The organism is Elizabethkingia bruuniana, from assembly GCF_002024805.1.
Taxonomy (GTDB): Bacteria; Bacteroidota; Bacteroidia; order Flavobacteriales; family Weeksellaceae; genus Elizabethkingia; species Elizabethkingia bruuniana.
In genome coordinates this window covers 3,383,112-3,403,346 of the sequence record NZ_CP014337.1, presented here as the reverse complement: position 1 = coordinate 3,403,346, position 20,235 = coordinate 3,383,112, and the positions used below count along the sequence as shown (strand labels likewise).

Annotated in this window: 17 protein-coding genes; 11 read left to right on the top strand and 6 right to left on the bottom strand. The window is 36.4% G+C overall.

Annotated features, from left to right (window positions below; translation table 11 throughout):
- Positions 1-22 precede the first annotated feature (22 nt).
- From AYC65_RS15895 to AYC65_RS15885, 3 genes are read left to right on the top strand one after another with little or no spacing between them, the layout of a single operon-like run.
- A complete protein-coding gene (locus AYC65_RS15895) occupies positions 23-604 on the top strand; it encodes a riboflavin synthase (RefSeq protein ID WP_034867999.1) in 582 nt (193 codons plus the stop codon).
- A gap of 3 nt (positions 605-607) precedes the next feature.
- Positions 608-2,065, top strand: a complete 1,458-nt coding sequence (locus AYC65_RS15890) for a sensor histidine kinase (protein ID WP_034867996.1) — start codon at positions 608-610, stop codon at positions 2,063-2,065.
- Entirely contained in the window at positions 2,065-2,754 is a 690-nt protein-coding gene (locus AYC65_RS15885) for a tRNA1(Val) (adenine(37)-N6)-methyltransferase (protein WP_034867993.1), read from the top strand. Before AYC65_RS15890 ends, AYC65_RS15885 begins: the two co-directional genes overlap by 1 nt.
- Positions 2,755-2,810: 56 nt before the next feature.
- On the opposite strand, the gene AYC65_RS15880 is transcribed toward AYC65_RS15885, so the two are convergent.
- Both AYC65_RS15880 and rpmH read right to left on the bottom strand, forming a co-directional pair.
- Positions 2,811-3,521 (bottom strand): cell division ATP-binding protein FtsE, encoded by a 711-nt coding sequence (locus AYC65_RS15880; RefSeq protein WP_009094372.1) that lies wholly within the window; start codon positions 3,519-3,521, stop codon positions 2,811-2,813.
- 171 nt (positions 3,522-3,692) lie between these two features.
- A complete protein-coding gene (gene rpmH, locus AYC65_RS15875) occupies positions 3,693-3,848 on the bottom strand; it encodes a 50S ribosomal protein L34 (protein ID WP_009085498.1) in 156 nt (51 codons plus the stop codon).
- Between the two features lie 150 nt (positions 3,849-3,998).
- Here rpmH and AYC65_RS15870 point away from each other — a divergent pair, with 150 nt between their 5' ends.
- On the top strand, positions 3,999-5,003 hold the full coding sequence (locus tag AYC65_RS15870) for a DHH family phosphoesterase (protein ID WP_034867991.1): 1,005 nt from the start codon (positions 3,999-4,001) through the stop codon (positions 5,001-5,003).
- A 116-nt stretch (positions 5,004-5,119) separates the two neighbouring features.
- Entirely contained in the window at positions 5,120-8,224 is a 3,105-nt protein-coding gene (locus tag AYC65_RS15865) for a TonB-dependent receptor (protein WP_034867988.1), read from the top strand.
- Between the two features lie 68 nt (positions 8,225-8,292).
- Here the strand turns inward: AYC65_RS15865 and AYC65_RS15860 are convergent, their stop codons facing one another.
- From AYC65_RS15860 to tilS, 4 genes are all read right to left on the bottom strand, one after another.
- Positions 8,293-9,060 carry a hypothetical protein gene (locus AYC65_RS15860; RefSeq protein ID WP_034867985.1) on the bottom strand — a complete coding sequence of 256 codons (768 nt, stop codon included), beginning with the start codon at positions 9,058-9,060 and terminating at the stop codon, positions 8,293-8,295.
- A gap of 10 nt (positions 9,061-9,070) precedes the next feature.
- On the bottom strand, positions 9,071-9,826 hold the full coding sequence (locus tag AYC65_RS15855) for an alpha/beta fold hydrolase (protein ID WP_034867982.1): 756 nt from the start codon (positions 9,824-9,826) through the stop codon (positions 9,071-9,073).
- Between the two features lie 134 nt (positions 9,827-9,960).
- Entirely contained in the window at positions 9,961-12,012 is a 2,052-nt protein-coding gene (locus AYC65_RS15850; RefSeq protein WP_034867980.1) for a protein-disulfide reductase DsbD family protein, read from the bottom strand.
- Entirely contained in the window at positions 12,009-13,310 is a 1,302-nt protein-coding gene (gene tilS / locus AYC65_RS15845; protein ID WP_034867977.1) for a tRNA lysidine(34) synthetase TilS, read from the bottom strand. Before tilS ends, AYC65_RS15850 begins: the two co-directional genes overlap by 4 nt.
- Positions 13,311-13,444: 134 nt before the next feature.
- Here tilS and AYC65_RS15840 point away from each other — a divergent pair, with 134 nt between their 5' ends.
- The 6 genes from AYC65_RS15840 to leuS all read left to right on the top strand — a co-directional run bounded on the left by AYC65_RS15840 (position 13,445) and on the right by leuS (position 19,922).
- On the top strand, positions 13,445-14,092 hold the full coding sequence (locus AYC65_RS15840) for an O-methyltransferase (protein WP_034868107.1): 648 nt from the start codon (positions 13,445-13,447) through the stop codon (positions 14,090-14,092).
- Positions 14,092-14,811, top strand: a complete 720-nt coding sequence (locus AYC65_RS15835; RefSeq protein WP_034867974.1) for a C40 family peptidase — start codon at positions 14,092-14,094, stop codon at positions 14,809-14,811. The genes AYC65_RS15840 and AYC65_RS15835 overlap by 1 nt, the downstream gene beginning before the upstream one ends.
- A 17-nt stretch (positions 14,812-14,828) precedes the next feature.
- Positions 14,829-15,179 (top strand): nuclear transport factor 2 family protein, encoded by a 351-nt coding sequence (locus tag AYC65_RS15830; RefSeq protein ID WP_034867971.1) that lies wholly within the window; start codon positions 14,829-14,831, stop codon positions 15,177-15,179.
- Between the two features lie 25 nt (positions 15,180-15,204).
- The gene (locus tag AYC65_RS15825) at positions 15,205-16,443 is read left to right on the top strand and encodes a 3-deoxy-D-manno-octulosonic acid transferase (protein WP_034867968.1); all 1,239 of its coding nucleotides are present in this window, start codon (positions 15,205-15,207) and stop codon (positions 16,441-16,443) included.
- Between the two features lie 89 nt (positions 16,444-16,532).
- Positions 16,533-16,985 (top strand): lipocalin-like domain-containing protein, encoded by a 453-nt coding sequence (locus AYC65_RS15820; protein ID WP_234300357.1) that lies wholly within the window; start codon positions 16,533-16,535, stop codon positions 16,983-16,985.
- A 117-nt stretch (positions 16,986-17,102) separates the two neighbouring features.
- Entirely contained in the window at positions 17,103-19,922 is a 2,820-nt protein-coding gene (gene leuS / locus AYC65_RS15815) for a leucine--tRNA ligase (protein ID WP_034867963.1), read from the top strand.
- Positions 19,923-20,235 lie beyond the last annotated feature (313 nt).

The following is a 20,235-nucleotide window of genomic DNA, read 5'->3' as shown; positions in this document are numbered from 1 at the left end:
CAAATTTAATATTTTTAAATCAATGTTTACGGGAATAATTGAAGCGATAGGAAAAGTAGAAAATATCGTTCATGAAGACGCTAATGTTCACTTTACAATAAATAGCCCTTTTACAGGGGAACTGAAAATAGATCAGAGCGTTGCTCATAACGGTTGCTGCCTGACTGTAGTAGCGATAAAAGATAGTGAGTATGTTGTAACAGCGATAAAAGAAACGCTGGATGTAACTGCTTTAGACGAACTGAAAGTTGGAAATCTGGTAAATTTGGAGCGTTGTATGATTATGAATAGCCGTCTGGATGGACATATTGTACAGGGACATGTTGATCAGACAGGCTATTTGGATACTATAGAAAATCAAGACGGAAGTTATCTGCTTACCTTTAAATATGATGAAAAGGATTTTACAACAGTTAACAAAGGTTCTATTACTGTAAATGGGATTAGCCTGACAGTCGTAAACAGCCAGAAAGGTCAGTTTTCTGTAGCGTTGATACCTTACACCTGGGAACATACGAATATGCACCAGTTAAATATTGGTGACAAGGTGAATTTAGAATTTGATATTATTGGCAAGTATGTTGCTAAGCTTATGAATAAATAATATATGGCTCTAGGTCAGAGAGGAATAAGTCTTCAACTTAAAATTTTTTCGGGGTTAATATTAGTGTCTCTGTTATGTGTTGCAGGGACAACTCTTATTTCTTATCTGGTGATCAGAAGAGTGGCGCAGGTTCAGAATGAAACCTCGCTTCAGAATAAATCTTTGGCACTTACTACAGCATTAGATTATGCAATTGTCCATTCACATGTTACTAAAGAAAATATTGCAGCCGAACTTCGTTACAAGCTGATGGAGATTTCAGATATCAATGGACTATTAGATATTATATTATACGACAGTAAAGGAAATTTTCTGGTTTCTAACAGGGATGCGGCACTCATAAAACAGAAAAGGATTCCTGCGGAAGTGCTTAGTAAAATTTTGCATAGTGAAGGCGGAGCGCTGGATTTCAGGTTTTATGACGATAAAAGTAATGCTACAATTACATCTTCATACAGAATCCTTAGAGATGATCCGAGTCTGGAGTCCGAGCCTTTGGCAATTGCTTATTTTCCATCCTATTATTTTAACAATCAATATGTAGATATATTCAATAAGCACCTTCAGTTTATTGTTTTAGTTAATGTGTTTGCGGTGTTGCTGAGTATATTTATCAGTTGGAGAATTTCAAAAAATATTACCAAGACCATTACATCTATTTCGTCTAAGATAAGTGATGAAGGAAGAGATCTTAAGCCTATAAAGTATTCCAGTCGGGATGAGCTAAGTGTATTGGTTAGAGCTTATAACAGAATGATTTATCAGCTTCGGGAGCAGACACAGCTCAAAGCTCAGGTTGAAAGAGAAAAGGCATGGCGGGAAATGGCCAAGCAGGTTGCACATGAGGTGAAGAATCCTTTGACTCCTATGAAGTTAACTATTCAGAATTTCGAGAGAAAATTTGATCCTCAGGATCCTGAAATAGAAAATAAGGTACATAAGATGAGCAAGGTTGTGGTAGAGCAGATTGATCTGATTGCAGAAGTTGCAAGTGCGTTTTCTGAATTTGCCAAGCTGCCTGAAAAAGAAGATACTATTCTTAATATTAACGAGGAGATAAAGAAGATCGTAGATATATTCGACAAGAACGATATTTTTATACACTCAAATAAAGATAATATCATGCTGAAATTTGATAAAATCTATATCAGCCGTATTATGACTAACCTTATTACCAATGCACAACAGGCAGGGGTTTACGGAAGAAGACCTATTATTAATATCGATCTGGAGCAATTTAATAAGAAAGTAACCATTAAGGTAGAAGATAACGGAAGCGGAATTGAAAAAGAAAAACTTGAACAGATTTTTGAACCTAATTTTACAACTAAAAGTAGTGGGATGGGGCTTGGGCTTACAATGGTCCGTAAGATGATTGATGAATACAGGGGGACTATATCTGTGAAATCTGAATTCGGAAAAGGAACACAGTTTACCATTAGCTTACCTGTCGGGATTTAATGAAGCCATTCGTTTTTAAACAATTTGAAATTCTTCAGGATAAAGAAGTTTTTCGTGTGGGTACTGATGGGGTTGTACTTGGAGCCCTGTGTAATGGTGAAGGAACTGTCCGTGCTTTAGAGGTTGGCTGCGGAACCGGACTCATTTCTCTTATGCTGGCGCAGCGATTTCCTTCAGTTGTATTTGATGCTTTAGATATCAATGCTAAAGCGGTAGAAATTGCAGGACAGAATTTTAGCCATTCTCCTTTTGCTGACAGGCTAAATGTTATTGAAATCAATTATAATGACTTTGTATCTGCTGATAAATATGATCTTATTGTAAGTAATCCGCCTTATTTTGAATCGGATTCTTCTAAAGATCTTATTGCGAGACACCAGGTGTTGTTGTCCTTTCAACAGCTCATATGTAAAAGTGCTGTGCTTATTTCAGATTCTGGAATTTTATCTGTTATTATTCCGGGTGATGATGCTGAAAGTTTTATAACTATTGCTGAAGATAACGACTTATATCTTATTCGTAAAATTGATATTTATGGAATAAAAGGTGGAAAGTTGAAAAGAAATATTCTGGAGTTTTCCAGAAAACCATTAGAATTGGTTTTGGAAGAACTTGTTCTGGAAAAAGAAAAAAGAATTTATTCGGATGAGTACAGAGAGTTGACGAAAGACTTTCATCCGATGTTTTAAAAAAAATCCCGCTTAATATTACTAAGCGGGATTTTACATTATTTATATCATTTATCTTATTCGAAAAGTTCTGCAGTATTCATTACTGTTACCTTACCGTCTTCACAACGGATTGCTTCGGCCGGATAGTTCTGAATCATGTGATAATCATGTGTAGCCATTAGTACAGCGCAGTTACGCTCTTTTGAGATATTGGTTAATAAAAGCATAATCTCATTAGATGTTTCCGGGTCAAGATTTCCGGTAGGCTCATCTGCAAGGATTAGTTCCGGATGGTTAAGCAATGCTCTGGCAATTGCGATACGCTGTTGTTCTCCTCCTGACAGCTCATGTGGCATTTTGTGCTTCTTGGTCTTCATGCCTACACTATTTAGTACTTCGTCTATACGGTCAGTGATTAATCTTTTATCTTTCCAGCCGGTTGCCTGAAGTACGAAAATCAAGTTTTTCTCAATAGTTCTGTCAGTAAGTAACTGGAAATCCTGGAATACAATACCCAGTTTTCTTCTTAAAGGCGGGATATCAGAAGTTCTTAATTTAGATAAATCGAAACCTACAACCTCACCAATACCTTGTCTTAGTGGAAGATCTCCGTAAAGAACCTTTAAAAGTGAACTTTTACCGGAACCTGTTTTTCCAATAAGGTAGCAGAATCTTCCTTTCTTAATGTTAAGGTTAACATCTGAAAGTACAGTGAAGTTTTTCTGAATTATTTTGGCGTTTTGAAGAATGATGACATCATCACCATGCTCGTGTTTATGTGGCATATCTTTACTTTTAACAATTGAAATCAGCAACTGGTACTGATTTTAAAGGCTAAAAATACAAAAAACTTTTTTAGAATAAATGAGTTTTTGTATAAATCAGAGTATAAACAAATAAAAATGCCTGAAGTACAGAATACCTCAAGCATTTTAAAATCTATAATAATACAGAAATTATCTCTTAGCTCTAGACGCGCTAACAGTCAATCTCTTTCTGCCTTTAGCTCTTCTTGCAGCCAAAACTCTTCTACCATTTGGCGTTGACATTCTTTCTCTGAAACCGTGTTTGTTTCTTTTCTTTCTTTCTGATGGCTGGAATGTTCTTTTCATTACCTAAGTATATTTATAGTTAGTAATATTTCTATTGTATATTTTCAGACTGCAAATTTATGTATTTTTTATTAACCTGCAAAAATATTTTTATTTTTTATTAGAGAATGCAGTTAATATCTTTGCAGGATTATATTTTAAAGACCGTCTATGTTTTCAAACCAGGAACTTTCCGAAATAAAAAAACTACTTCAACCTGATAAAGAGATTGTTATTGTCACTCATTATAACCCGGATGGAGATGCTATTGGTTCTAGTCTTGGGCTGAAACATGCACTGAAAAATCTTGGGATTGACGCTACAGTAGTCGTTCCAAATGACTTTCCAAAGTTTTTAAAATGGATGCCGGAAGCCAAGCAGGTTATGGTGTCAGAATTCAAAAGAAAAAAAGTTGCAGAGATATTTCATAATGCCGACGTAATTTTTTGTTTAGACTTCAATACGCTTTCCAGAATCGGATTTATTGGTGAATGGATTGCCAGATCATCTGCTGCAAAAATTCTTATTGACCACCATCAGATGCCCGAGGAATTCGATTATGTATATTCGGATACTTCAATTCCGGCGACCTGTCAGATGGTTTATCATTTTTTAGAAGCTTTAGGGTTAGAAGAGTGTATTTCTGAAGACAGTGCAAGATGCCTTTATACAGGTATAATGACAGATACAGGAGGTTTCCGTTTCCGTTCCACAAGCGCAACAACTCACAGAATTGTTGCCAATCTTATAGAGAAGGGTGCGGATCCTGCTCAGATTACTTCGGATACCTGGGATACCAACACCGTAAGCCGTTTGCACTTGCTCTCTTTAGTTTTGAGCAGAATAGAAGTTGTAAAAGACGGAACGGTTGCAATTTTGTGGCTAAAGCGTGAAGAAATGGAACGTTTTGGTTTTGAAAAAGGAGCAACAGAAGGTTTTGTAAATTATGGACTAAGTGTATTAGGAGTAAAGATGTCTGCTTTCTTTATGGAAGATATTCAGGATGACTTTATTAAAATATCTTTCCGCTCCAAAGACGATTTGGATGTAAACCTGTTTTCCAGAAGTTATTTTAGCGGTGGAGGCCATATTAATGCCGCCGGAGGACGCTCCGAATTATCTATAGAAGATACTTTGGAACGTTTTAGAAATATCATCGAAAAAGAAGATTTCTAAATCTTGTTAAAGATACGTTAAAGAGCAACTGTGATAAGTTAATGATTCCTTAAAATTAGCTTATCATTCCCGCAAAATATGTGAGGTACTTTTGTCCGGATTATATACAAGTACCTATGAAACGTATTAACGTAGCTCTTGCATTTATGCTGCTAAGTTTTGGAAGCATGAGTGTCTATGCGCAAACAACACAAGCTTCAATTCTGGGGCGGGTAACGAGTCAGAGTAATGCACCGCAGACAAAAGCAACAGTAAAGATTCTTAATGAGTCTACTGGCTTTACCACAGAGACAGTAACTAACTCCAACGGCGAATATATATTTAAAGAAATTCCTTTAGGAGGTCCTTACAGGGTTTTTGTAAACGGACATGAAAAAAAAGAAGGTTACAACGTTAATTTCGGTGATCAGCTTACTGTAAATATTAATCTTGCAGATTCCGATGAAAAAAATATCAGAGAAGTTGTCATTACCGGGAACCTGAAAAATAAAGTGGGTAATCTTGGTTCAGCTACTGCAATTACTGCCAAAAATATAAGTGTACTACCTGTTAACGGTAGAAATTTTACTAACCTTACAGAACTTTCTCCATTAAGTGGTAAAAATGGAAACCTATCGGGGCAGTTAGGTTCTTCAACAAATTATACAATTGACGGAATGACAGCTAAAAACCCTACTTCAGCAGGAGCAACAACCAGCAGAAGTGGTGCGCCATATTCTATTTCTATTGAGGCTGTCCGTGAATTTAAAATTACAACAAACCAATACGATGTTACACTAGGTAGAAGCGGAGGAGGAACGATAAGCGCTGTTACCAAATCGGGTACCAATACATTTACCGGAAGCGTATTCGAATATCAGAGAGCAGGATGGCTTACCAGTGGTTATGATATCAGAGGAAACAGAGTGAAAAATGATTACTCAACTTATCAGTTTGGTTTTTCATTAGGAGGTCCGATTATTAAAAATAAATTGCATTTCTTCATGGCTTGGGACCATCAGTTAGACAGCAGGCCCCTTATTATTGCCGATGTGCAAACCAGAGAAGATGCACTTCGTTTCAATGTGACAAATGAGACGTTAAATAAAGTTCTGGAAATTGGAAGAAATAAATACGGTGTAGGGAATACACCTCAGTTTGGAACGTTTGACAGAACAAGGAATTCAGATGCCGGTTTTCTTCGTTTAGACTGGCAAATTAGTCCAAAACATTTATTAACGTTAAGAAATAACTTTACGTACGACTTTAATAAGAATGGACTTGCAGATAATACCAACATTAACTTCTATGAATCCTATGGTAATGACAAGAACTGGGATAATAGTTTATTGTTGACGCTAAGGTCTAATTTTAGTCCTTCAATAACCAATGAACTAAAGTTCCAGCATTTATATACATTCCAGAATAGTTACCAGAATGATGAACTTGGGCGTACAGTTCCCCGCGGTATTGTAGAGCGTGTAAACTCTGTAATAGAAGGACAGAAAAATCCTCTTCAGACCAATATTCAGTTTGGAGGGCATAGATTTGGACAGGAATCTTTTAAAAATAATGTATTCCAGTTGGTCAACAACCTTTATTATAATACGGACAAAGTAAAGTATACGTTTGGTGTGGACTTGATGTATACACGTGCTAAATCTGTGTATGGAAGTGAGGTGAATGGTAGATTCCATTTCGATGGGATAGACAATTTCCAGAATATGACCCCTTATAGATTCTACAGGGAAGTACCGTTGTTGGATGATCCGTCTGTAAAGTCCAGTATCTGGAATTTAGGATTCTATGGTCAGATGATGGCGAAGATTGCGACAGGGCTTAATTTCACAGCCGGGTTAAGATTTGATTATGGAGGTTATCCTAAAACTGAACTTAATCAGAAGTTGTATGATGAAATGGGTATCAGAACAGATAACAAAATTAAATCTTTCGTTATTCAGCCAAGAGTTCAATTTGACTGGGATATCAATGAAAATCATAAAGATTTCATCAAGCTTGGTGGTGGTGTGTTCTCATCAGATATCAACAATTATATGTTGATTAATAACCTGTACTTCGATGGAAGACATTCTGCAACAGTAGATGTTGACCCAAGAACTATCTCAGGTTTTACACCAGACTTTATAAACTATAGAAAGGATTATTCAACAGTTCCTTCATTAGCACAATATCAGTTACCAACAATTAATTATACAGGGAAAGATGCTAAAATCCCTATTGTATACAAAGCCAATATTTCCTATAGCCACTTCTTTACCGAAAGATTCCGTGTAGGACTTGCCGCTTATGCTGCATTCGGAAGAAATAACTATTTCTACTATGACAGAAATATGGTAGATAAGCCATTCTTTACATTGTCAAATGAAGATAACAGAGGTGTTTTTGTACCTGTTAGTAGTATTAACACATCGAACGGGAACTCTAACTGGTTGGACGGACGTATTAATAAAAACTTTGGAAGGGTAATGGAGCTTGTTAGTGATGGTAAAGTAAACCAGTATTCCGTGGTTTTTGATACCAGCTTCAAATATTTCAAAGATGGAGAAATTACAGCAAGTTACACATGGGCGGATATTAAAGACAATACCTCTTATAATGGTAACGTAGCAAACTCTGCAATTCTTTCTACAATGGTAAGCAGTGATCCGAGAGACCTTAGAATGGGCTATTCGGACAACCAGTTCAGACATAAAGTTGTAGTGTATGGTAACTCTCCTACTTTTGAAGGATTTGTTATAGGGATTAGATATGCCGGAATTGGGGGAACCAGATTTTCGATGACTGCAGGAGGAAATATCAACGGAGACTTTGTAAACAGCAATGATCTTGCTTATGTATTCCCTAACCTTACATCTTCTTTATTAAGTGATCCGGAAGTAGGGAAAGCACTTAAAAACTATATTAGCGAGTACAACGGTAAAATAGCTGAGAGAAATGGCGGGATAAATAGTTTCTATGGAGTCTGGGATCTTAGAATAGCGAAGAAACTTAAATTTGAAAAAGTAGGAAATCTTGAATTCTCTGTAGATATATTCAATGTTGCAAACTTACTAAACAAAGAGTGGGGCGTAAACAAATCTTATGGAAATACAAGTTTGTATAAGATTACAGGATTTGATCCAAATACAAAGCAATTCACATATGCTTTGAATACAAAAGGTCTTCCTCCGTTATCAGGGAATCCATACCAGATTCAGATTGGAGTGAGATATTCTTTCTAAAAGTTTTTTATAATTCATATTTATTAGTTCAGAAAAGAGACCGGAAAATTCCGGTCTCTTTTTGTTATTTAAGGTTCGTCGCAATCAGTTTTTAGTTTGGTAAATATTTTATCAAAACTGGTGAAAGTTTTTCCATCGTCGTCTATAGCCGGTCTAAAGCTATTGTTCGCACAATTATGGAATCCTATTCCAAGAAGATCAATCAACGCATAATCATCCTTCTGTGGCGTTTTTAATTTGTTGTTGAATTCTTCGATTACTCTTTTTGGATCATAATTGAGTTTGCTTTGTGCTTCAATATGAATTTTCCACGCGTCATACATCTTTTGCTTGTCAGGAGAGGTTATAGCATCAACATAACTTTTACAGGTCTCGTAAAACTTACTCTTTTTTAGTACAGAAGGATCTGAGTATGCCAGAAGAAGAGTTTTGTTCAGAAGATATTCACCTTCGAAGGCCCGAATTGTTTCTTCACGCAGCTTTTTCCATATAGGAGTATCTATTATCTTTAGACTATATAAGTCTTTTTTCTTTTCCTGATACTGCTGTTCCAGTTGCTCCAGATACTTTACTTTGTTTTTGCGAACGTCTTCCAGGTCCGAAAGTTTGAAAACGGTATGACTGTCGAAATGAACTCCGCTGTATTTATACAGGAGTTTATGAACACCGTCAATCTCTTCTTTTTTGTACTTGGCAGGGTCATAATAGCCTTTATTATCACAATTAAAAGTTTGATAAGAATAAAGAACCAGATTGCTTTTCTTCTGGGGGAGTTTTGTCTGTCCCCAGCTCATCGCAAATAATCCGAGACAAACACTAACAATAATTTTTTTCATTTATGTAATTTTATAATAATTCGGTTTTGATAATTTCGGTACAGATGGCAGGTTTCTCCCAGTGTCCGTTGTGTCCGCAATCCAATGTATAAGCTTTTATATTGCTTCTGTCCGGAAGGTTTTCCATAACCTGTACGCTATTCACGGCATTATCAAAACGTCCAGAAAGGATCAGGATTCTTGCATCCAATGTTTCCAGAATATGTCTTTTGTCTGTACGCTCAATCATTCCTTTTACCGAAGCAAGCGCACCTTCGCGTGGAGTAGCCAGAGCAACTTGTTTGGCATAGTCAATCTTATCACGAAGCTGTTCTTTTTCATATGGGTTAAATAAATTTGGAACACCTGCTGCTACATACTTATTATATTCTTCCATAATTATACGGAATGATTTTCTTCGGGTATTTTTCTTTTCTTCAGTGTCCGGGAAGTATGTGGAGAAGAAGAGTGTGATTGATTGTAAATCTTCAGGATACATTTCTGCGTATGCCAGAGAAACATAACCGCCCATGGAATGTCCTAATAAATGTATTTTACCATTAACAAGGTCTTTTAATGTGTTTTTAACCTCCGCAGCCATCAGTTTCATGGTTTGCACTTCAGCGGTGATTTCTGACTTTCCATGGCCTGGTAAATCTATTCGTACTACCCTAAAATGTTTTTCCAGTTCAGGAAGCATGTCATACCATACTTCGGTACTCTCCATAACACCATGAAGTAATACTAAAGTCTGATTGCTATCTCCGGATATTTCGTAATGAAGCATTATAAATTCTTTTTCACGAAAATACGACTTTAGTCCGGGAACAAAAAGCTGACATATGTTTTGGGAGTAAATATAGAGGTGAATAAAAAGGCGGCCGGAAAATTTCCGGCCGCCTTTAGCATTAGAATGCTATATTATTTATTCTTTTTGTAGTAGTTAATTCCACACTCCAGGAATTTCTTAAACTCTTCTTTAGGCATATATCCTGAAACAGGTGCGTTTATAACTTTCTGATCAGGTGTTACTAACACATAATGCGGTTGAGAATTATTGTTGAAGTTCACTTGCTGGAACATGGACCATTTGTCTCCGATTGTTTTAATCTTCTTTTTCTGACCATTCCCCATATCTATGGATGTTTGCTGGTCAGCAGGAAGTTCTTCTTTGTCATCTACATAGACAGATGCCAGGATAACTTCATTCTGAATAATTGGCAGAATGTCTGCTTCACTCCATACAAACTCTTCCATTTTACGACAGTTTTCACAGCCATATCCGGTAAAGTCAATTAGTACAGGTTTGCCTTCTTTCTTGGCCAATTCTATTGCTTTGAAGTAATCATGCTCTGGTTTTAGTCCCAGGATACCATCTTTTTCACTTTTGTAAAGACTCACATTCATCGGAGGCAAAATACCGCTTAATGTTGCCAGTCTTGGTTTTTCAGAAGGTAATAAGCCCGGAATTAAATAGATAATAAACCCTATTCCAAGTACGCCTAATATTTTTCTGGTAACAGATATTTTAGGATTTTTATCATCGTGCGGGAATCTTATTTTTCCGAATAAGTATAGTACTAATCCAATCGTAACAAGAATCCATAGTCCTATAAATATTTCTCTTTTCAGAAGGAATGTTTTGGAAACTAAGTCTGCTTTGGAAAGGAATTTTAATGCTAGTGCAACTTCTATAAAGCCTAATACAACTTTCACAGTATTCATCCAGCCACCAGATTTTGGTAATGACTGTAATGCTTGTGGGAATAGAGCTAGTAATCCGAAAACAATAGCCCATGCCAGTCCAAATCCACCTAAAGCAAAAGTTAATAATACCGGAATATTTTTAGCACTGGAAGCTACACCTCCCAGTAAGCTTCCCAGAATAGGACCTGTACATGAGAATGAAACAATAACCAATGTAAGGGCCATAAAGAAAATACCGATTATACCTCCGGCTTCTTCTGCCTTTGCAGATTTATTAGCAATCCAGTTTGGTAGTGTAATTTCGTAATATCCGAAGAAACTCAACGCAAAGAATAAGAAGATTGCAAAGAAGAACAGGTTTAGCCATATATTGGTAGAGATATCATTGAAAATATTTCCGCTGATACCGTCCAGAATATAAAATGGAATACTCAATGCCACGAAAATAAGCAGAATGAAAAGTCCATAAATAATTGCATTTCTTTTTCCTTTCGCCTTGTTAGCCGCTCCTTTTGTAAAGAAAGAAACAGTAAGCGGAATCATTGGGAATACACAAGGGGTAAGAAGTGCAATAAGCCCACCTAAGAAACCAAGAACAAATACTAATCCGTTGCCGGAATCTTCTTTCACTTGTTCAGTTCCACAATCTACCAAAGGTTTTCTGAAATCCAGGCTGTTTACTCTGATTCCGTCTGTACTTGCAGGCATTTTTACTTCTACATCGGCAGTAGTTCCGGTTTCGGTAATTGTTGTGGTTTCAGGCATTGTATCCTGTGCTTTAACCTCTTCTTTTTCTTCAGCTTTAGCTTCTCCGGTTGCGGCAACCTCTTTCTCGAATTCCAAAGTATTCGGAGCAAGGCAAACACGGTCATTACATGTTTGGAAAGTAATTTCTGCAACTACTTTAGCTGCCTTCTTAGGGTCTTTTAGTTTAAACTTCTGAATAAATTTAGCAGAATTGGAATAGTATACAATCTGGGCTCCGAAAGCCTCACTAAACTCTTCAATTTTTTTACCAGCTTCGCGGAAGCCTCCAATAGTTTGTATGTCCTTGGAGGTCACTTTCATTTCAGTAGGAATACCACTGTCCGGTGGTAAATCTTTGGAATAAATATGCCAGCCACTCTCCATGTTAGCAGTTAATACTGCTTCATACTCACTATCACTAACCTTGTTTAGTTGGTAGGTCCATTTTACTACATCTTTAATCTGGGCACTAAAGCCAGTATATACGAATAGTAAAAATAGCCAAAGCCATTTTTTCATAAATACAAATATATTTTTGGGTTATTGTTTTCTGGCAGAAATCTTCCGTCTTGTCGATAATTGATGATTCCAACGACATTTTCCTCCGAATCTGAAAGTAGCCAGACTTTTTGCCTTGCTAAAATAGAGATTTTTTCGTCTTTAAAGAATTTTGAGACTAACTTTTTGCCTTTCATTCCTTTAGGGTGAAAAAAATCTCCGCTTTTTGCTTTGCGTAATTTTAGTGGTAAAACGACTTTCTGAAGATCTATCTCCCAGTAAGGTTTCAGATTTAGTTTATTTTCAGAAAGTAACATTTTTTCAGGAATGCTAATTGGTTCGTCAGGAATCAAAATTATTTCCTGCTCTGTTTCTTCCTCGGAAATATTTCTAGGAGTTATAATAAGCTGGTCCCGGTGAATAAAGAGATTGAGCGTATTTCCTTTAAACCGACTTCCTGAGTCGGCCTCGAAAATCTTTTGTTGCTCAACGGGATTGGTAAACCCATATTTTTTCAGAATTTCATAACGGACAAAATCCGACTGAGAAGCCAACTTTTCTTTATCAAGGATAAGTTCATCATTTGTTTCAGAAATAATGATGTCATCCAGTATTTTTTGCAGCTGCTCCTCTATAAAGTTTTTTGCCTGATTGAGAAAAGAGATACTTTTATCGAAATTCTCCCAAAAATGAGGATTTGTTTTCTCCATTTCAGGGGAAATGTCATGCCGGATTTGATTCCGTAGGTAATCTTTACTTTGGTTTGTGTGATCCTCACGGAAGCTAACCCCGTTTTCCTCTGCAAATTTATAGATATCTACTTTTGTTATATGGAGAAATGGGCGCAGTATTTTGTTGTTGTTTTCCGGAATGCCACTGAGGCCTGTAATACCAGACGCTTTAGAAAGATTGATAATGAAGGTTTCCAACTGATCATTCAGATGGTGACCCATTACAATAAAATCTAGCTGTTGTTCCTCTAAAAGGCGGAAGAAAAAGTGATAACGTATTTCCCGGGCCCATAATTCTATTGAATTCTCAGGTTTGTTGTCTTTTTCAGATACATCATAGGTGTGAAGAATAATATTGTGCTCTTTACAAAAATCTTCAACGATCTGCTGATCCAGATTCGAGTCCTCTCCACGCAAATGATAATTGACATGGGCGGCTTCAAAAGAAATTCCTGCTTTCAAAAACAAATCCGCAAGAACCATGCTGTCTGCACCACCACTTAGAGCAAGCAGAAACGACTGATTCTCTATGGTATTATGAAGGCTTTGTAAGTGTTCTTTCAGGTATGTAGATGTTAGCTGGGGCATATACAGGTTTAAACAACAAAGGTAGGATTTTGCTAGTTGCAAAAATAATCTGAAATTTGTTAAATAGTTTTTACCCATCCGTCTTAATTGTATTGCGGGTAAAAGCTATTATTAACCTGTATATAAAAAGAAAAATGGCTTTATTTGAAGAAAAATTCCCGGAAATAGAAAGGTATCTGGAAGATAATGCTTCTGCAGAACCTGATATCCTGAAACGACTGAGAAAAGAAACTTTTCAGAAAACGACACAGCCGCATATGATTTCCGGCTATCTTCAGGGACGTTTTTTAAGTATCTTATCACATATTCTGAATCCTAAGAATGTTTTGGAAATCGGAACGTTTACAGGATATGCAACATTGAGTATGGCTGAAGGGCTGGCTGAAGACGGAAAGATTTACACGCTGGATAAAAATGAAGATCTGGCCTACCTGCCTCAAAAATATTTTGACGAAAGCGAATATAATGCTCAGATAGAATTTATTTTAGGAGATGCTAAAGAAGAAATTAAAAAATTAGATGTAACTTTTGATTTAGTATTTATAGATGCTGACAAAGAAAATTATGCAGCTTATATAGAACTTATAAAACCAAAACTCCGAAAGGGAGGGGTAGTGCTTATAGATAATGTGCTATGGTATGGAAAGGTAATAGAAGAAAATCCTAAAGATAAATCTACCCAACAGATTAAATTGGTTAATAAAATTGTAACAGAAGACCCGGATTTCGAAAATGTAATTCTACCTTTGCGGGACGGTGTACATTTAATTAGAAAAAAATAATGGATAAAGGAGTTTGTAACGTATCTGTAGCTCCGGTGCGAGCTGATAAAACAGATAAAGCGGAGATTGTTACAGAGATGCTGTATGGAGAGAGTGCGGATATACTGGAGGTAATAAATAACTGGACCAGAATCAAGATGCACTACGATGGCTATGAAGGCTGGATTGACACCAAGCAGATTACTTTAGTGACAGATGATTTTCTGGCAAAGAGAAAAACCCATCTCGTTACAGAGCCTTTTCAGTCCCGTGTGATGGAGAGCGGGAAAATGTTGTTGTCTATGGGTTCAGAAGTTTCTTTTGAAACTGTACACGCACAACGTGGCGCAACAATACGTCAGAGTATTATAGAAACGGCTAAGGAATTTCTGAATGTTCCATATCTGTGGGGTGGTAAGAGTTTCTTTGGAGTCGATTGTTCCGGATTTACACAACTGGTGCTAAAAGTACACGATATAAAATATCCCCGTGATGCTTATCAGCAGGGAGAAGTGGGAGAACCATTAAGCTTTATAGAAGAAGCGCAGCCAGGAGATTTGGCTTTCTTTGAAAACTCTGAAGGGCGTATCATTCACGTTGGTTTTATGCTGGAGAATAATCAGATTATTCATGCACATGGTAAGGTGCGTATTGATACACTAGACTCGTCAGGTATCTTTAATAAAGAACTGAATAAACATACTCACAAACTAAGATTTATCCGGAATATTCTTGGATAATCTATAAATTTTAAGCGATGTCTAAAGCTCAACAATTTGCCAAAACCTGGATTGAAGCATGGAATTCCCATGATCTGGATGTCATTTTAAGTCATTATTCAGAAGATATAGAAATTACAACACCTATGATTAAGATGGCGCTGGGAGAAGGTGATGGAAGTTTGAAAGGTAAAGATGCTGTTGCTGATTATTGGAAAAGAGCGCTGGATAAAATACCAGATTTGCATTTCGTGCTTTATGATGTAACAGAAGGAGTTAATTCTGTTGCGCTTTATTATAAATCAGTAATGGACAAAAAAGCTGTCGAAGTGATGTTTTTTAATGAAGAAGGTAAGGTGAACAAAATGTTTGCACACTATACCGTTTAGAATAAATTCAGTTTCCGGATAAAGAATGTTTTTTTTATACGATATATCTATCTCGCTAATGGCCCTCGGGATGAAGATTGCTTCGCTTTTTAATGAAAAAGTGAAAAAAGGTGTGGCCGGGAGAAGAGATTCCCTGAAAAATGTTCAACAGGCATTTGCTAAAGATGATAAAATTATCTGGATGCATGCTGCCAGCCTGGGCGAATACGAACAAGGACTTCCTGTTCTTGAGAGGTTAAAAATCCAGTATCCTGATTATAAAATTCTCGTTAGTTTTTTTTCTCCATCGGGTTATGAAAACGTAGTGAAGAAAAAGCATATTGCAGATGTAATCTGCTATCTTCCGTTTGACAAAAAAAATGCAATCAAGCAGTTTGTAAATTCATTTCAGACCGCTATTTTTTTTACGGTAAAGTATGATTTCTGGTATCGATTGCTGGAAGTATTACATCAAAAGAATATACCAATTTATGTTGTTTCAGCATTGTTTTATGAAAAACAAAAGTTCTTTACATCCGGAGGGCGTTTTTTTGTGGAGCAGCTTCGAAAAAATATCACCATATTTTTTCATCAAACAGAACACTCACTGAAACTTGCCGAGTCAATAGGGCTTACAAATTCTCTATATACCGGAGATACAAGGTATGACAGAGTAAAACAAAATGTAAAGAACTTTACAGAAGTTCCGTTTATTCAGGGTTTTATTCAGAACAAACCGGTCCTAGTTATCGGTAGTTCCTGGGAAACTGAAGAAAATTTGGTTGAAAAATTTATTAGTGAGAATTCGGACACAAAAATAATTCTAGCCCCTCATGATCTGAAACGTGTTCCACAGATTAAGCATCGTTTCGCAGATAAGGCTGTTTTGTATAGCAGTTTAGAAAGTACCCAATTATCAGCTTCAGGTCATCAGCTATTAATTATTGACAATATAGGAATGCTGTCCCGTCTTTATCATTATGCGGATGTTGCTGTGGTAGGAGGGGGTTTTCATACTTCGGGTTTGCATAATATATTGGAAGCCGCGGCTTATGCTGTACCTGTGGTTTTTGGCAATCGATATAAGAAGAATCCTGAAGCCGACGCTTTGATTGATGCTGGTGCTGCAAAAAGCTTTTCCGACGAAAATAATGCCGTTAAGTTTCTTTCTCAATTGTTCCGGGACGAAAATCAAAGAAGAAATATGGCTTCTGTAGCAGGTAAATTTATAAATGATCAGCCCGATGCAGCTGCCATTATTCTTGATAATATTCACTGTAACTAATACTTACTATACTATTTGTGAAAAAGTTGGAAGGAGTGTATCTTTTTATTTAATTTCACGCCATAGAGAAATATTAACATCAGATGAATATGAAACTAAAACTATTCTTTTTATTTATTGTAGCTTTTTTAGCAATCGGATCATGCAGCTCCCGGGATAATGATAATAATTACCTTGTGGTTGAACCTGCAGAAATTTATGGAAACTGGAAACTTGAATCTCTTACTATTGAAGGTAATGGGCAGAAAAAAGTTTTTAATGACGAATGCTTCCGCAGATCTACAATTTTATTTAATGGTGCAGATGGTAAAGGAGTAGAGCGTGGTTATGAAAGTATTTCAACACCCGGGACCTGTAAAGATTCTGGAAATCTTAACTTTACATTTAGTGTTGAAAGAGGTACAATTTACCAGACTTATACAAACGGACAGAAAGATGAAGCAAGAGTAGAAGGGGTGACAAATACAACGCTTGTAATTTCACAAAATAAGACCATTGATAACGTCAAGGTAAAGGCTACGATGAAGTATATCAAGGCATAACAAAAAAACAAAACGCAGTATAATTTAATAGATCTCCACAAGCTTTTGTGGAGATTATTGTTTTTTATATTGTACTTTTGTGAAAATCTAATTTTAATAAAAAAATAATTTTATAAAGTGTATTACGATCATAACCAGATTGAAAGCAAATGGCAGCAGTATTGGGCCAAAAATGAAACTTATAAGACCGATGCGAAATCTACAAAGCCTAAATATTATGTACTCGACATGTTCCCTTATCCATCAGGGGCAGGACTGCATGTGGGACACCCGCTGGGCTATATCGCTTCGGATATTGTAAGCCGCTACAAAAGACATCAGGGATTTAGTGTCCTGCATCCTATTGGTTATGACAGCTTCGGATTACCTGCAGAACAATATGCAATTCAGACAGGACAGCATCCGGCTATTACAACAGAAGAAAATATCAATCGTTACGAGAAGCAATTGAAAAGAATTGGTTTCTCATTCGATTGGTCCAGACAATTCCGTACTTCAGATGCCAGTTATTACAAATTTACACAATGGATCTTTATAGAATTATTCCATTCATGGTATAATAATGATACTGATAAAGCTGAAGCTATTGATACTTTGATAAAGCATCTTTCTGAAAAAGGAACAGAAGGTTTAAATGCAGTTCAGACTGAAAAAATAGAATTTACGGCTGCTGAATGGAATGCAAAATCTGAGAAAGAACAACAAGAGATTTTATTAAACTATCGTTTGGCTTTCCGTGCCGAGACTACCGTAAACTGGTGTCCGGGACTGGGAACTGTATTAGCAAATGATGAGGTTATTAATGGTAAGTCTGAGCGTGGAGGTTTCCCGGTGTATCAGAAAAAAATGATGCAGTGGAGTATGAGGATTACCGCATACTCAGAAAGACTATTACAAGGACTAAAAACATTAGACTGGCCACAACCATTGAAAGACGCTCAGGAATACTGGATTGGTAAATCTCAGGGAGCGGAAGTTAACTTTGGTCTTGAAAATTCTGATGTACAGATAAAAGTATTTACGACGCGTCCTGATACTATTTTCGGTTCGACTTTTATGGTATTGGCACCAGAAAGTCCATTGGTACAAGAAATTGTAACGACTGAGCAAAAAGACGAAGTGCAAGATTATATTGAGCAGACTTCTCTAAAATCAGAAAGAGATCGTATGGCAGATGTGAAAACTGTTTCGGGAGCCTTTACAGGAGTTTATGCAATTAATCCGTTTACCGGGAAGAAAATGCCGGTTTATATTTCCGACTATGTATTAATGGGTTACGGAACAGGAGCTGTAATGGCTGTTCCTGCGCATGATGAGAGAGATCATCGTTTTGCAAAGAAATTCGGGTTAGAAATTACCGAAGTGGTTGAAGGAGGTGAGAATGTTCAGGAAGACCCATTCATTGCTAAAGATGGTATCTGTATCAATTCAGATTTTCTGAATGGCCTGAAATATGAAGAGGCAAAAGCAAAAGCTATTGCTGAAGTTGTTAGCCGTGGTTTAGGAAATGCTACAACCAATTACCGTCAGAGAGATGCTATCTTCTCCCGTCAGAGATATTGGGGTGAACCAGTACCTGTATATTATAAGGATGATGTTCCTTATACTTTGCCTGCTTCTGCATTACCATTGGAATTACCAGAAGTAGAAAAATATTTGCCAACTGAAGACGGAGATCCGCCATTAGGAAATGCTAAAGATTATGGATGGGACGAAGCTAATCAGAAAATTGTAGCGACTGACCTTATCGATAATAAAACTATCTTCCCATTAGAACTGAGCACAATGCCAGGTTGGGCTGGTAGCTCATGGTATTTCCTGCGCTATATGGATGCTCACAATGACTCCTACTTTGCAGATAAAGAAATGACAGATTACTGGGGGCAGGTAGATTTATATATAGGTGGTAGTGAGCATGCTACTGGACACCTATTATATTCCCGTTTCTGGAATAAATTTTTAAAAGACCGTAACTATATAGAACAAGAAGAGCCTTTCCAAAAGCTTATTAATCAGGGGATGATCTTAGGAATGAGTGCTTTTGTATTCAGAATTGATGGAACAAATCAGTTTGTTTCAAAGAACCTTGCTAAAGATTATGCTACTCAGAAAATTCATGTTGATGTATCCTTATTAAAAGGAGCGACAGATGAACTGGATACGGAGGCTTTCAAAAGTTGGAGACCCGAGTTTAAAGATGCTGAGTTTATTTTAGAAGACGGAGATAAGTACGTTACTGAACGTGAAGTAGAAAAGATGTCCAAGTCTAAATTCAATGTTGTGAATCCTGATGATATTTGTGATGAATATGGTGCAGACTGTCTTCGTTTATACGAAATGTTTTTAGGTCCGTTAGAGCAATCCAAGCCATGGAATACACAAGGACTTAGTGGTGTTTATGGTTTCTTAAAGCGTCTATGGAATCTATACTTCAATGCCAATGATGAGCTTGAAGTTACAGATGAAGAACCGACAAAAGAAGAGTACAGAGTTCTGCATACTCTTATCCAGAAAGTTCTTTTTGATATTGAGAACTTCTCATTTAATACATCTGTAAGTTCATTTATGATTGCAGTGAATGAACTGACTAAATTAAAGACTAACAAAAGACAAATATTAGAGCCTTTGGCTGTTATTATTTCTCCTTATGCTCCGCATATTACGGAAGAGATATGGTCTCTTTTAGGGAATAAAGAAAGTATAGAATATGCTCCTTTCCCGGTATTTAATTCACAATATTTAGAGTTGGATGAGATAGAATATCCGGTAAGTTTTAATGGTAAAATGCGTTTTAAGGCAGCATTATCGGCAAACCTTACACCGAAAGAAGTGGAAGAAGCAGTGCTGAAACTTGACAAAACAATTGAAATTCTAAATGGAGCAATACCTAAGAAAATCATCGTTGTACCTAAAAAAATTGTTAATTTCGTTATTTAGTTCATTAAATTTTGGTATATTTATCATTTATACGATAAAATATGTTGTATAAAAAATAACACAAAAGTGAATAAAAATTAACATTGGCTAATTGACAAAAAATAAGGAGGTTTATTTTTGATTTTTAAACAATTCTTTGTTATTTAACAAATTTAGTCCCGATTTTGGATCGATGGATTATCTGAGAAAAACAAAAATAGTTTTCAAAAAATGACAAAAATCATCATTATTGAAATTGCGTCTTGCATTTTCCAATAAAATGACTTTAATTTACAACCTCAAAAATTTGAAGAAATAAACAATAAATAATTTA

Bases quoted from the DNA above. Each gene is read 5' to 3' on its own strand.
- AYC65_RS15895 (WP_034867999.1), top strand. From the start codon at position 23: ATGTTTACGGGAATAATTGAAGCGATAGGAAAAGTAGAAAATATCGTT.
- AYC65_RS15830 (WP_034867971.1), top strand. From the start codon at position 14,829: ATGTCTAAAGCTCAACAATTTGCCAAAACCTGGATTGAAGCATGGAAT.
- AYC65_RS15870 (WP_034867991.1), top strand. From the start codon at position 3,999: ATGTTTTCAAACCAGGAACTTTCCGAAATAAAAAAACTACTTCAACCT.
- tilS (WP_034867977.1), bottom strand. From the start codon at position 13,310: ATGCCCCAGCTAACATCTACATACCTGAAAGAACACTTACAAAGCCTT.
- AYC65_RS15860 (WP_034867985.1), bottom strand. From the start codon at position 9,060: ATGAAAAAAATTATTGTTAGTGTTTGTCTCGGATTATTTGCGATGAGC.
- AYC65_RS15840 (WP_034868107.1), top strand. From the start codon at position 13,445: ATGGCTTTATTTGAAGAAAAATTCCCGGAAATAGAAAGGTATCTGGAA.
- AYC65_RS15885 (WP_034867993.1), top strand. From the start codon at position 2,065: ATGAAGCCATTCGTTTTTAAACAATTTGAAATTCTTCAGGATAAAGAA.
- AYC65_RS15855 (WP_034867982.1), bottom strand. From the start codon at position 9,826: ATGCTTCATTACGAAATATCCGGAGATAGCAATCAGACTTTAGTATTA.
- AYC65_RS15820 (WP_234300357.1), top strand. From the start codon at position 16,533: ATGAAACTAAAACTATTCTTTTTATTTATTGTAGCTTTTTTAGCAATC.
- AYC65_RS15890 (WP_034867996.1), top strand. From the start codon at position 608: ATGGCTCTAGGTCAGAGAGGAATAAGTCTTCAACTTAAAATTTTTTCG.
- AYC65_RS15880 (WP_009094372.1), bottom strand. From the start codon at position 3,521: ATGCCACATAAACACGAGCATGGTGATGATGTCATCATTCTTCAAAAC.
- AYC65_RS15835 (WP_034867974.1), top strand. From the start codon at position 14,092: ATGGATAAAGGAGTTTGTAACGTATCTGTAGCTCCGGTGCGAGCTGAT.
- AYC65_RS15865 (WP_034867988.1), top strand. From the start codon at position 5,120: ATGAAACGTATTAACGTAGCTCTTGCATTTATGCTGCTAAGTTTTGGA.
- AYC65_RS15825 (WP_034867968.1), top strand. From the start codon at position 15,205: ATGTTTTTTTTATACGATATATCTATCTCGCTAATGGCCCTCGGGATG.
- rpmH (WP_009085498.1), bottom strand. From the start codon at position 3,848: ATGAAAAGAACATTCCAGCCATCAGAAAGAAAGAAAAGAAACAAACAC.
- AYC65_RS15850 (WP_034867980.1), bottom strand. From the start codon at position 12,012: ATGAAAAAATGGCTTTGGCTATTTTTACTATTCGTATATACTGGCTTT.